At 43.3% G+C, this 13,230-nt stretch carries 9 protein-coding genes and 1 tRNA gene; 3 read left to right on the forward strand and 7 right to left on the reverse strand.

The annotated features are described in order from the left end of the window. Positions 1 to 13 precede the first annotated feature (13 nt). Genes K1X56_07430 through K1X56_07440 form a run of 3 tightly spaced genes read right to left on the reverse strand, consistent with a single transcriptional unit; the run spans position 14 to position 3,660 of the window. Positions 14 to 1,339 carry a (Fe-S)-binding protein gene (locus tag K1X56_07430; protein MBX7094533.1) on the reverse strand — a complete coding sequence of 442 codons (1,326 nt, stop codon included), beginning with the start codon at positions 1,337 to 1,339 and terminating at the stop codon, positions 14 to 16. Continuing rightward, the gene (locus tag K1X56_07435) at positions 1,339 to 2,364 is read right to left on the reverse strand and encodes an MlaD family protein (protein MBX7094534.1); all 1,026 of its coding nucleotides are present in this window, start codon (positions 2,362 to 2,364) and stop codon (positions 1,339 to 1,341) included. The genes K1X56_07430 and K1X56_07435 overlap by 1 nt, the downstream gene beginning before the upstream one ends. A 9-nt stretch (positions 2,365 to 2,373) precedes the next feature. Then, complete coding sequence (locus tag K1X56_07440; protein MBX7094535.1) at positions 2,374 to 3,660, reverse strand: N-acetylmuramoyl-L-alanine amidase; 1,287 nt, start codon at positions 3,658 to 3,660, stop codon at positions 2,374 to 2,376. 129 nt (positions 3,661 to 3,789) lie between these two features. Here K1X56_07440 and K1X56_07445 point away from each other — a divergent pair, with 129 nt between their 5' ends. Beyond that, positions 3,790 to 6,243 carry a hypothetical protein gene (locus tag K1X56_07445; GenBank protein MBX7094536.1) on the forward strand — a complete coding sequence of 818 codons (2,454 nt, stop codon included), beginning with the start codon at positions 3,790 to 3,792 and terminating at the stop codon, positions 6,241 to 6,243. Here K1X56_07445 and K1X56_07450 read toward each other — a convergent pair whose 3' ends face one another. Beyond that, positions 6,244 to 7,872 carry a DUF4139 domain-containing protein gene (locus K1X56_07450; GenBank protein ID MBX7094537.1) on the reverse strand — a complete coding sequence of 543 codons (1,629 nt, stop codon included), beginning with the start codon at positions 7,870 to 7,872 and terminating at the stop codon, positions 6,244 to 6,246. Positions 7,873 to 8,001: 129 nt separating this feature from the next. Here K1X56_07450 and K1X56_07455 point away from each other — a divergent pair, with 129 nt between their 5' ends. Further along, positions 8,002 to 8,739: a hypothetical protein gene (locus K1X56_07455; protein MBX7094538.1), complete on the forward strand. Its 738-nt coding sequence runs from the start codon at positions 8,002 to 8,004 to the stop codon at positions 8,737 to 8,739. A gap of 2 nt (positions 8,740 to 8,741) precedes the next feature. Here the strand turns inward: K1X56_07455 and K1X56_07460 are convergent, their stop codons facing one another. Beyond that, the gene (locus K1X56_07460) at positions 8,742 to 10,526 is read right to left on the reverse strand and encodes a chloride channel protein (protein MBX7094539.1); all 1,785 of its coding nucleotides are present in this window, start codon (positions 10,524 to 10,526) and stop codon (positions 8,742 to 8,744) included. A 574-nt stretch (positions 10,527 to 11,100) separates the two neighbouring features. On the opposite strand from K1X56_07460, the gene K1X56_07465 reads away from it, so the two are divergent. After that, positions 11,101 to 11,175 (forward strand) — tRNA-Val (locus tag K1X56_07465). 279 nt (positions 11,176 to 11,454) lie between these two features. Here the strand turns inward: K1X56_07465 and K1X56_07470 are convergent. Beyond that, positions 11,455 to 11,907 (reverse strand): beta-lactamase family protein, encoded by a 453-nt coding sequence (locus K1X56_07470; GenBank protein ID MBX7094540.1) that lies wholly within the window; start codon positions 11,905 to 11,907, stop codon positions 11,455 to 11,457. 557 nt (positions 11,908 to 12,464) lie between these two features. Further along, complete coding sequence (locus K1X56_07475; protein ID MBX7094541.1) at positions 12,465 to 12,863, reverse strand: hypothetical protein; 399 nt, start codon at positions 12,861 to 12,863, stop codon at positions 12,465 to 12,467. Between the last annotated feature and the right edge of the window lie 367 nt (positions 12,864 to 13,230).

Genomic DNA, 13,230 nt, shown 5'->3' on the forward strand with positions numbered 1-13,230 from the left:
GGTTTTTATTTGGTTAGTTTTCATTTGCCCAGTTCAATCGATCTGCAGGCGAAAACTGCCATGGTGCTCCGTTGTTCTCAATATTGGTAAACATACCGGTGAGTTCAGCAGGGGCTTTGGATTCTTCCATAACCAGGTATCTCCGCAGATCAACGATGATCGAAAGGGGATCGATGTTCACCGGACATTCCTGCACGCATGCATTGCACGAGGTACAGGCCCACACTTCTTCTGCACTGATGTAATCTCCCAATAACGATTTACCGTCGTTATGTTCCTTACCAAATTTCCTGCCATTTGCTGCAACTTCCTCCAAACGGTCGCGGGTATCCATCATAATTTTTCGCGGAGAGAGCAATTTACCGGTCTGGTTGGCCGGGCAGGACGAAGAACAGCGTCCGCACTCGGTACAGGTATAGGCGTCGAGCAATTGTTTCCAGGTGAGATCCGTAACGTCTTTAGCTCCGAAACGCTTCGGCTCCCCTGCTCCCTCAGCCGGTGCGGCATAAGGATTAGCGTTGGGGTCGAACATCAGCTTTACTTCGTTGGTAACGCTTTCGAGGTTATTGAATTTACCTTTCGGATTCAGGTTGGAGAAAAATACATTGGGGAAAGCCAGCACAATGTGGAAATGCTTGGAATAAGGCAAGTAATTCAACAAGGCAAAAATACCAATGATGTGGAACCACCAGCAGGCACGTTCAATCATGATTAAAGCCCCATCGCCGAGTCCGCTTAACATTGGTACCAGCAGCGACGAAACAGGAAACATACCGGCTTCGTGGTAGTGACTCACATTCCTGCTTTGCAAAATACTGTCGGAGGCATCCATGAAGAGGAATGCACTCATCATTAAAATTTCTGAAATCAGAATGAGGTTGGCATCGCTCTTCGGGAATTTGGTCATTTCACGGTAGTGAAAACGCGCAACCTTAATCACGTTACGGCGAATGAGGAATACCGCACAGGCAATGATCACCAGGGTGGCTAATATTTCGAAAGAGGCAATGAGAAAATTATACAGCGAACCCATGAAGGACAATACACGATGTGTACCGGTAGCACCGTCGATCAGGATTTCTAAAAGTTCAATGTTGATGATGATGAAACCGACGTAAACACATAAGTGCAGAAGCGCAGGTACGGGTCGGCTCAACATTTTTTTCTGACCTACCGCCACCAGCAACATCGTTTTCCAGCGCTCTTCTTTGCGATCGCTGCGATCGAGGGGGTGACCGATACGAATGGCCGCAATGATCTGGCGGACTTTCAACGTGAATAATACCGTAGCTGAAATCAGCAATAGAATAAAGGCGATGTTTTCTACTGTAATATGCATTACTTATTCAGAATTTCTTTCAGTTTCTTTTCTTCCTGGGCATCCAGTTTTATACCCTTCTCTTTTCTTCCTATAACAGAGAAATGCAGGTAACGGTTCGGATGTTCTTTAATATTTTCCAATAAACGATTCAGCTGATCGTTGGTCGACACCAATGCCATGTACAAGCTATCGCTCGATACGAGTTTACCCAAGGTTCCTTCACCCTGGTTCACTTGCGATAAAATGCCATTGAGGTCGGTTACGGTTTTGTTCAGGTTGCGCACGGTACCGGCTAAATCCGATTTAGCGAGACTATCCGTAATCACCGCCACATTGTCGAGGGTTTGATCGATGGAGTGATTGTTCTTCTGAATATTTCCGGTGATGGATTCGAGTTTGGAAAGAATAGCAGAAACTTTTCCGCTTTCATTATCCATCATCACATTGAGTTTATCGGTGATGGATTTTAAGTTGCGCAGCGATAATTTAAAACTTTCGATACTCGCTTCGAGATCGTCGGAATTGTCGCCCAGTACGCGGGATACTACCGAGACCATGGTATCGATGGAGCCCATCAGGTTTTCTGCTTTTTGTTTGATCGGAGCAATTTGCGCATCCACTTTCGAAGCGAGCGACATATCCTCTTCCGAAATTAGGGTATCGCCGTCCATGGCAAATTCTTTTCCTTCGCCGGGTAAAATCTGAATGGCGCGGGTTCCGAATAAATCGGCAGAAATGAGTTTGGCGCGACTATTCTTCGGGAAATCCAGCATGTCGTTATCGATGATGAAAGTAACCAACATCCGAAGCCGGCCCGTTTTGGAATCTTTGATGAGTTCTGTTTCTACTACCTGACCCACTTTTAATCCCTGGTATTGCACGGGACTCGCAGATGCCAGTCCGGCCAGGTCGTCGTATATCACATAGTACTGTCGTCCGTGTTTAAACAAATCAATTCCCTTGAGGTAGTTCACCCCATAGATGAGAAATGCAATAGCTGCTACAACTACGGCACCTACTTTAACTTCCTTACTGAGTTTCAAAACGAGGTTTTATTGGTTGGCCATTTCTTTGGCTTTGTGGATATCGATCCGTTGTCCGTTTAGAAATGCAATGACAAATGCGCCCTTGTATCCCTTTTCCCGAACCTCGCTCTCCCACTTTTTTGCCTCGTCAAAATTATTACTTTTTCCGTAAGTATATTTATATAAACCGTCCGATTGATAGTAATCAACAGTTTCCAATCCCGGAAAATTCTGCGGATTGTTCTCAATGGGTTTGGATGATGTACGGATTTGCACTTTAAACACCACCTTTTCCTCGCTATAGGGATAAGCCGAAAGCGGACCCTTCACCACGGTGTTTTCTTTGTTTTCTTCCTTCTTGATTTCTTCTTTTTTTACCTGGTCTTTCTCTTTGTTTTCAGGCTGTTCCGTCTTCACTTCTTCTTTTTTCACCACGGTGTTCGTCTTTTTTCCGCTGATGATTTCATCGGGATTTCCGCGTTCTTTTACCTTCACGCCATTGGCGATGTCTACCGAATTTTTGTAATCGACAAAGGCTTTAAAAATGGCTTTGGCAATATTGAACTGGTCCTCCTCACTGTTGAGAACTTTTTCTTCTTCCGGATTGGTCAGGAATCCGGTTTCTACCAATACGCTGGGCATGTTCACCTGGTGAAGCACAAGAAATCCGGCCTGTTTAACACCGCGATTGATCACATTGGGAGTGCCGTCCACATAATTCTGAATACCTGCCGCAAAGGCCATGCTCTGATCGAGAAATGCACTGGCCATGATGGTGATACCGATATAGGCATCCGGATCTTTTACGTTAAAATTCTGGTATTTGGTCTGGTAATTATCTTCCACCATGATTACTTCATTCTCGCGCTGGGCCACTTTCAGCTGGGCTTCACTCTTGTGCAAACCGAGCACATAGGTTTCTGTGCCCTTCGATCCCGTATTGGCCGACGCATTGGCGTGAATGCAAATGAATAAATCGGCTTTATTGCGATTGGCAATGCGGGCGCGTTCTGCCAGTTCTACAAACTTATCTTCGGTGCGGGTGTAAATCACTTTCACATCATCGCCGAAATAGGTTTTAATCATTTTACCCAGCTTCAGGGAAATGGAAAGCGCCACATCGGCCTCGTGCGAGAATTTACCCAAACAGCCGGGATCTTTACCACCGTGACCCGGATCAATCACCACAGTGCGGATGCCCAATGAATCGCCCAGGCTTGCCTGAACCTGCGTAATGGCAAAAAAACAAGCCAGCCACACAAGAAACCAGGCATTCATCCGTTTCGAAATGGCATGTTCAAGGTTGTTTTTCATCATCACCGAATATTAAATTGCGTAGTTTTGAGGCTTAATAACAAAATTAGTACCAAGGCCTTGCCACAGAGGAAACGCAGCTTAGTATTTTTCCCCGTTCGTGTGTTGATAAACGCAATTGCAGGGCTATTGGTTACACCCCTCCTGGCCCAACCGGCAGATACGGTGGCTATTCCAAAATCGCCCATTAAATCGGAAGTAAAATACAGCGCCCGCGATTCGATGCGTTTCGATATGGCGGAACAAAAAGTGTATCTCTACGGCAATGCGCAGGTTTTCTTTGAGTCCACCTCCCTCAAAGCCGATTACATGGAATTCAGTTTTAAGGACAACCTCGTGCTTGCGAGGGGAACTACCGACAGCCTGGGGAATGTGATTGGTCAGCCCACCTTTAGTGATAAGGGACAAGAACTCACTGCGGGAGAAATCCGATATAATTTCGAAACCAAACGCGGCGTTATTCGCGAGGTGCGCACCCAACAGGGTGAAGGATACATCCACATGGGCGTATCGAAAAAACAAAGCAATGATGAAATCCATCTGGAGCACGGAAAATATACGACCTGCGAACTGGACCATCCGCATTATTATTTTAACCTGAGCAAGGCGATCATAATTCCCGACGACAAAATTGTTTCGGGTCCGGTGAACCTGGTGGTGGCCGACATCCCCACTCCACTGGCATTGCCATTCGGATTTTTTCCGAATAAAAAACGGGAATCGAAAGGCATCATTATTCCGCAATACGGACAATCGCCCACGCTGGGATTTTATTTGCTCAATGGCGGATACTACACGCCACTCGGAAAAAAAGGAAAAGCCGATTTGCAGATTCTGGGCGATATCTATTCGCGCGGCAGCTGGGGAGGAAAAAGTATTTTGCGTTACAATTCGCGTTACCACAACAACGGATTGCTGAATTTATCCTACACCAATCTGAAACGTAGCGATCCGGAATTTCCGGATTATTCCGAGAGCAAAGAATTTTTTATCCGCTGGCAACACAATCAGGATCCGAAAGCACATCCTTATCGTCGCTTTAGTGCCAATGTAAATGCAGGAACACGAAATAATTTCCAGAACAACTTTAACACTTACGCGCAGGATTATCTCAGCAATACCTTTCAGTCGAACATCAGCTGGTCCTACCTCATTCCGAATAAACCCATTAACCTTGCCGCTAACTTGCGCCATAATCAGAATTCACTTACGGGAATTGTGAATCTTACCTTGCCGGAACTGACCATGAACGTGAATCGTTTTTATCCCTTAGCCGGTTTGCGTAAAGAAGGCAGCAGTACAAAAAAATGGTACGAGAACATTGGTATGATTTACTCTACCAATCTGAAAAACGATGTTACCATTGCCGACAGTTTATTATCGCTCGACCGGCCCGAAGAAATTACTAAACGCATGCGCAATGGCATGAAACATTCGGGAAGTATTTCCACTTCGTTTAAAGTGTTTAAACAAAAATTCAGTTTTAATCCCGCCGCCAGTTTTACCGAGCGTTGGTATTTGCAAAGCATTTCTAAATCGTGGGATAATATTTCGCAGACTACGGTTACCGATACCATCAACGGATTTCGCCGTGCAGGTGATTATAGTTTTTCTGCATCGCTTACCACCAAGCTGTTTGGGATGTATGCCTTTAAAGGAAAAAAACAATTGAAAATCCGCCACGTCATTACACCGGCCATTAACTTTTCTTATCATCCCGATTTTAGCACGAAGGAATACGGTTATTTCGGAAGCAATGCCAGTTACTCCTCCTATTCGCCCTTCGATATCGGAATTTATGGTCAGCCCCCCGTTGGAGAAGCGGGATTGATTGCATTGAGCCTAATGAATAATCTGGAGATGAAATACAAATCGGCCAGTGATACGGTGACCGGATATAAGAAGGTGGTGCTCATTGAAAATTTCACCTTGAACGGATCGTACAATATGTTTGCCGACTCCTTGAATTTCTCCATGATTTCACTGAGCGGAAGAACCACCATCTGGCGCAATTTGGGTGTGGTGTATTCGGGAACACTGGATCCTTACAACTACAACAACGGAAAACGCGTGAATGATCTGGCCTGGGCAAAAGGACAAATCGGAAATTTCATGAATCAAAATCTTGCCTTGTCGTGGTCGCTCAAAAGCAAGAATAAAAAAGAGCGGCACAGCATGGAAAAGATGAGCGAAGAAGACCGCAATGAAATTACACGCAACAGCGATGCGTATGTGGATTTCACTTTGCCCTGGACCTTGAGCATCAATTACAACATTCGCAAGGACCGCTATTTTTACGAAGGCGGCGATTCATCGGACATTACGCAATCGCTTATTTTCCGCGGCGATTTGTTATTGACCGAAAACTGGAAAGTAGGATTTAATTCCGGTTACGATTTTACCAGTAAAGATTTCACCTATACCGAAATCAACATCTTCCGCGATTTACATTGCTGGGAAATGCGTTTTAACTGGATTCCCTTCGGATACCGCAAAAGCTACATGATACAGATCAACGTAAAATCGTCGATGCTGCAGGATCTGAAATTAATGCGCAGAAGAAACTGGTTCGATACCTTCTGATCAGAAACTCGGACTGGAAATAGTGCGGTACATGTTTTTATCCGCTTTATTCACTTTCACATTTTTTCCCTTCGGATATTTCACCGTAAACGAAATCAGAAACTCCTTGCTCTCGCCCGCTTTGAGGTCCACATTCCATGTGAGTTTTCCGGTATAATCTTCCGTAATGGCATTGGAAATTTCGTGCACCTCCACGGTGATTTCAGAATTTTGCGACACGGGAAGCTGATCGTTTAATTCAACATGAATGGGTGTTGAATTGGAATTTTTCATGCTGATTTTATAAGTGTAGGTTTCTTTTTTATTGGAGCCAATTACTTTTTGTGCATCCTTATCCTCCACTTTAATGCGGTTCACCACCACTTTATTATCGCGACCCATCGAGAGGTTCAAGGTATCGCCGTAGGTGTTGGGATCGATGTAGGATTTACCAATGAAGGTACCGCGGAAATAAACATTGCTCGGACCCTGAATTAAATTCAGTTTTTCCCAACCGGTTAACTGCGCTACTAAATAAGCACTGTTATCGATTTTAGGCACTGCTTTATATTTAAACGTAGCATCCAGTTGATTGCTGTTTACATCGAGACGATACAGTTTGCTGTCGCTCGGAATAGTATATGAACCATCAATGGGAAAATCGACCGCCACATTGGAAACTACAATTTCGCGATAGGCTACGTTGTCGAGAATTTTTACATCGCCATTGCGGGCTTGTGCTTCTTCTTTGCTTAACTGACGCTGCGAATTCTGATTGTTACTTCCATAATTCAAATACCATGGCGCCAGATCCGGTAAATCCTGATTTTGTAAAGGATCGGAAGTACTCAATACTATTTTCACATTGTTCCAGTCCTCCCCGCTTTGGTTCATCACATTGGCGTTGTAGTCGAGACGAATGCCTTTATCTACGCCATCACTGTGAATATCGTATTGCGGAACCCATGCAGCGCCGCCTACGAGGTATTTTAAATTCATGTTGGTGCTTACAGGTCCGGGTGAATGCACCGTTATGCGTATCTGATAAAAATATTCCACCTTCACCACATTGCGGATTTTTTGTATTTCCTCATTGTATTTTCCAATCAACCGATTCAAATCGGCCAGCGATTCGTTCGACATCCAAATTTGTTTGTACACTTCATTCATGCGCGTACGGTAGAGTTCCGAGAGTTTGCTGAGTTCGGCAACGGTGACATTGTTTTGTCCGCTCAACAAATTAGAATTGGCGGTGATGGTCGCTTTTTCCGCTTCGAGTGCAGCAATGGACGCATTGAGCCGGCGTTTTTCTTTATCCACCAGCATGAGCGTATCCGAGATGCGGACGAGTCGCACAGAATCCTGTTTGCCCTTGGTAATTTTATCCTGCTCGAAATGGAGCGACAACACTTTTACGCCATTACCAAATTGAGCACGGATGCTTTCTTTGGAAACCTTCGAAGAAACATTTTTTACCACCAGCACATTGGAACCCTCGGCCAGCGAAACCGAAGCGCTCTGCTGAATTTCGGCACCGTTGATGTACACGGTGACTTTCTCGATTTTCGATTTTAACACTTTTTCCTCATTGGCCCCCAGGGCGTTGAAGACAAATAACAAGAGTACGGAGCTGAGGAAATAGTTTTTCATACGAAGGATTTACATGTTTTGAACAATCAGTACAGTTGAAATGTTACAAGGTTCAAGCAAAAAAAAGAGAAAAAAGCACAAGGAAACTGTTTTTCACTTTTGTAGTTTTGATCATCAAAAACCGGAATTATGTTTGGGAATGTAGATATACAGCAGGAACTGGAGAAAGAACGCGCATACATTCAGCAATCGCTGTTAACGGAAACGGGACGCATCCTGCAGGAAGCGCGTGAGCAGGATTTGCGCATAGCAAAACGATTTTTCACCCAACGCGGCACGGCAGATTTACCCGATGCAGCAACACTCGATCCGAATCGCATTTTTACTTTATCGGAAATCAGAAATATTTGCATTCGCTATCGCATGCGTTTTTTACCCACTTCGTTTTTTAAAGGCGATATTCCCTATGAAGCCATCATTGAAACACGAAAACTGGAACAAGCCAGCGGACTGTTACCTGATGATTATAAAATTTTAGCACCGCGCCGTTTGTTCGATCTTCCCGATGCAGATGCCGATCCGATGTTGTTTGCTCCCACTTCCGACGGAAGATATTATCTCATTCACAAATGGGGCACCGATATGAAATGGCATCGCCGAATGGTATCGCTGCCTTTGCGCTCGATGGAAAACATGCTCATCACCCTGGTGATAATGGCCGGAATAGTAGCATTGATTACACCAACCGGATGGATTGTACCCAGTTCGCCAATGACAGATACTTCCATGTTCGGCTATTGGGGATTTCACCGAATGGGTTATTTCATTCACGTATTAATTTTACTGATCGGATTTTCCATTATGGGATTTTTCACCTTTCACCGCCATTTCAGCAATGCGGAGTGGGACCGGAAAACCTTTAACTGATATTAATCGCCGAGTAAATCGGTGCTTGTTTTTAAGGACTCGCGGAAGGAGGCCAGCACGCTCATGCGTGATACGAAACCAATGAGTGTTCCTTTATTGAGCACAGGTAAATAATCGACATTGTAGGTATCGAATTTATACACCACCAAATCCATCTGATCGCGAAAATCGATCCAGGTAGCAGGAATCACCATGATGTCTTTCGCCTGCAATTGCATCCAGTTTTCGGAATGCCGACCTAATTTCCGCAACTGATGATCGGAAAGGAGTCCGATTAATTTTCGCTCCTGATCGCAAACGGCCATTACTTTTACTTCGTCTCTGGTGAGCATCTCCATCACCGTGGTGACAGGTGTTTCGGGAGCAATACGCACAATGGAACGATCGATGATATCGGAAACTTTTAAATTGTTCAGCGAAATGAATTCGTGTTTGGTGGTTTCAATTTCCGCTGCCGATTTAGATCCTTTGAAGTGAATGGGAACGCGGTCGAAATATATTTTGGTGAAGAATGAAATAGCCGTGACCATCATTAATCCCACCAACAAATCGTAACTCTCGGTGACTTCCGCAACAAGGAAAATTCCCGTAAGCGGAGAATGCATTACACCGGCCAGCACGGCCCCCATGCCTAATAAAATATAATTGGTGGGATGCAAAATTTCGGAATGCGGTAAAACCTGACGTGCTAATAAAAAGAAAAAGAATCCGGCGAAACCACCCGTTACAAACGAAGGAGCAAATTGTCCGCCTTCTCCACCGGAGTGAACCGTAACACTGGCCGCTAATGGTTTTAATAAAAGCAATGCACCAAATACCAGCATCATGGAAACGGGACTATCATTGAGCACACCGAAAAAAGATTGCTGCCAGATTTTATGAAAATCGCCCGAGATGATTTGTGTGATGCCCACATATCCTTCTCCGAATAAAACCGGCAACATGTATACCACCGTACCAAGAATTAATCCACCCACCACTGCACGTTTCCACTTATTGGAAATTTGCTGCAGCATGAATTTAGAGAGTGCAAAAATTTTGGTGTAATAGAGCGAAAGGAATCCGCAAAAGATACCCATGACAATGAGCAATGGAAATTCCGGCAAGGTAAAGGGAACTGCGCCTTCGATGCGGAAGAGAACATGATCGCCCAGGAAGAGTTCGGAAAAAAATGCTCCCGTAGCTGCTGAAATGAGAATGGGAATAAAAATGGTTGCAGAAAATTGCGGTAAGATCACCTCGGTGGCAAAAATCACCCCGGCAATGGGTGCATTAAATATGGCCGAAATGGTAGCTGCCGTACCGCATCCGATAAAAAGGGTTCTGAATTTATAATTCAATCTGAAAAAACGCGCCGAGTTAGAACCAATAGCGGATCCCGTCACCACGGTGGGCGACTCCAAACCGCTACTGCCTCCCAGACCGATGGTAATTGCACCGGTTATCATTTGCGCGTACATGAGCGTATAATGCAAAATGGAAGAATGCTTGCGAATGGAATCGAGCACTCCGCCAATGCCATGAAAGCCCGCTGCCGATTTAAAAACACGTCCGTACAAACTCACCACAATGAGAATACCAATGGTAGGAAAAAAGAAATACATGATTTGCGGCAAGAAATCGATGCCATCCGTTTCGATAAAGTGGATGACATACTTTAAAAACACCGCCGCCAGCGCTGCAAGAAATCCGACCTGTATGGCCAGCAAAACCATAAAAGCCCGATTACCGATATAATCCTTCCGGCGATTTACCAGATTGAGATACAGTCTCTGAAATCGTTTCATGCCCTGTAAACTTAACAAATCCCCCCGTTTTTTCCCTTGAAAAACCTACATTTTTCACTTTTTTTCACGCTTTTTTAATTCCAAAATTTGGAGATATCTCCAAAGCCATTATATTTGCACTCCCAATTCAGGGAGTTTAGTCTCTATTGGGCAATTGAAATATTGAAAAATAAAATGGGAGTTTAGCTCAGTCCTGACGCTTACGGTCAGGATCCCATAAGGGACTGGTTCCCGAGAGCATTGAAATAATAAATGGGAGTTTAGCTCAGTCCTGACGCTTACGGTCAGGATCCCATAAGGGACTGGTTCCTGAGAGCATTGAAATAATAAATGGGAGTTTAGCTCAGTCCTGACGCTTACGGTCAGGATCCCATAAGGGACTGGTTCCTGAGAGCATTGAAATATTGAAAAATAAAATGGGAGTTTAGCTCAGTCCTGACGCTTACGGTCAGGATCCCATAAGGGACTGGTTCCTGAGAGCATTGAAATAATAAATGGGAGTTTAGCTCAGTCCTGACGCTTACGGTCAGGATCCCATAAGGGACTGGTTCCTGAGAGCATTGAAATAATAAATGGGAGTTTAGCTCAGCTGGTTCAGAGCATCTGCCTTACAAGCAGAGGGTCGGCGGTTCGAATCCGTCAACTCCCACTGAAAATCAATAAGTTAAAAGGAGTGCGAAAGTGCTCCTTTTTTCATTTGCACACAATTTGCACACATTTTTCCGGAATTGGATTTGTGACTGCCCTTTTTTCTTCTGCTCCTACCCACTTTGGCAGTGCCTCTTGACCATTTGACTGTTCTATTCTGCTCTATCCACTTAGGCATCATTTTGGTGATTCATTTCTAATTAAAAATTAATTCAACGAATGAACAAAAGCTTTACTCACCAAAACAGGATAACATCAACAAATTAAAAGAAACTCTATTTTAGAATTTAGATAAATAATGGAAGGCTTCACCTCCTGAATGTTGTATGCGTTTATTGCCCAACAATTCTTCAACAAATACACCAAAGGCATAATGGTTTTTTTCTCCATTGTTTAGCGTATCTCGCGTTAGCATTAAATCAAATTCCTGTTCCCATCCTTTTTTCGGATGTAGAAAATATCCCATCCATCTGCTTAAATCGTTTGCTGTAGTATAGATGTTTGAAGCGCCGATGTCCTTACTGGTATTTTCCGCGACTGCAAATTTATATTTGCCAATCTCATTATAGGGTGTAGCAATTTTCGGGAGGAAATTTTGATTCGTTTCATCCACGTAAGTGTCATTTAAATTTAAGGGTAGAAAAATTTGCTCTCTCATCCATTGGTGAAATGGGGTATTTGTGATTCGTTCGATGATTAGTGCTAACAATACATAATTTGAGTTAGAATACATGTATTTTTCACCGGGGGTAAAGTTTAAAGTTCTTTGTTTACATAAATACCGGTAATCATCTTCTGTTGTAATATCATCCCCATCTCATCATATTGCATATTTTTTTGTGTATTATGGCTGAGTGCAACCGAACGATTCAGAAGAAAAATACAGAGGAATTATCAGAGGAACAATCAGAGGAACAAAAAGAACAGATCAAAGAGTTTCACTGGTTGAGATGAACAAACAGAACCAACATAAAAACAAAAAGTTTCCCTAAAGAAACTCTTGCCGACCGAGAACACCTCAATCCAAATTCGTTAATAAAACTTATGCGGGTGCGCCATGTTTGGCTAAAAACCTATTGGCTTTCTCCAGTTTCTTTGGGAAAAGAATTTTATTACTCAAAGCATTCAAGCTTTTGTCAATAGTAACATTAGGCTGTTGCTTCTTGCTATTTCCTTTTTTTTTGGAAGAACTTTTGGTAGTATGTTTTGTTGACTTTTTCATTGCTTGTACAAATATACGAAAATTATCGCCTTTTGTTCACCATAAACGCCTCATAGTTAACACCCTTTTCAAATGGCTCCCAATGGCCGTTTGCAAACCCCTTTAACATCAAGCATTTCGTTGATTTCCTCCAGATTATTGGCAATCCCTCTCTGATAAAGCCTGGTACGGGATGCGCTCAGTCCAATTGCGAACACTTGAGCTTTTGGGTGCTTTTTCAAAAACATCAACGTAGTTTCGGCAACTGTTGCCAGGACTTTCTGGCTATCCCCGTTATCGGTAACCACCGAATCAGAAATTTCACCAGTTTCAGGGGCTTTATCGCCAAATGCCAGATTATAAGTATTTAGAATACCAGTTGGGCTATACTGAACAACTTTTACAATATCCCCTTTGATTCCAGAACTGATAAATTCAAATTCAATCATAGCCTCAGAGGCGTGGATATTGTAACGTTCTAACTTCATTAAACAAACTTAACAAAAATTACATCTGAAAAATTACGTTGACAAATGGTGATTTTTATCCTTTTTAAATCCATAAGAAAAATACTAATATTTATTGGTGCTTTCTAAAAAAGCATCTATTTGAATCTCGTTTTTTTCTATTTTTTTCCTTCAAAAAAAGTTCTTTGAATATGCTTGTAACTCTAAAGCCTCTTACGAATCAGCTACATTCAATAATATAGTTTCATTTGCTTGCTGAATTTCCACATAGAATATTCCTTCCTCCACCCTGAAACTGACATTTGCCTCATAAGGGGTTAAACCATTCAGTTTACCATCAGAGCAGTGAATTAAGCAAAATAATTGCCAGAAAGTAAAACACTGACCA

Source organism: Flavobacteriales bacterium (genome assembly GCA_019694795.1).
Classification (GTDB): Bacteria; Bacteroidota; Bacteroidia; order Flavobacteriales_D; family UBA2798; genus UBA2798.

Bases quoted from the DNA above. Each gene is read 5' to 3' on its own strand.
- K1X56_07430 (MBX7094533.1), bottom strand. From the start codon at position 1,339: ATGCATATTACAGTAGAAAACATCGCCTTTATTCTATTGCTGATTTCA.
- K1X56_07440 (MBX7094535.1), bottom strand. From the start codon at position 3,660: ATGAAAAACAACCTTGAACATGCCATTTCGAAACGGATGAATGCCTGG.
- K1X56_07450 (MBX7094537.1), bottom strand. From the start codon at position 7,872: ATGAAAAACTATTTCCTCAGCTCCGTACTCTTGTTATTTGTCTTCAAC.
- K1X56_07455 (MBX7094538.1), top strand. From the start codon at position 8,002: ATGTTTGGGAATGTAGATATACAGCAGGAACTGGAGAAAGAACGCGCA.
- K1X56_07460 (MBX7094539.1), bottom strand. From the start codon at position 10,526: ATGAAACGATTTCAGAGACTGTATCTCAATCTGGTAAATCGCCGGAAG.
- K1X56_07470 (MBX7094540.1), bottom strand. From the start codon at position 11,907: ATGTATTCTAACTCAAATTATGTATTGTTAGCACTAATCATCGAACGA.
- K1X56_07475 (MBX7094541.1), bottom strand. From the start codon at position 12,863: ATGAAGTTAGAACGTTACAATATCCACGCCTCTGAGGCTATGATTGAA.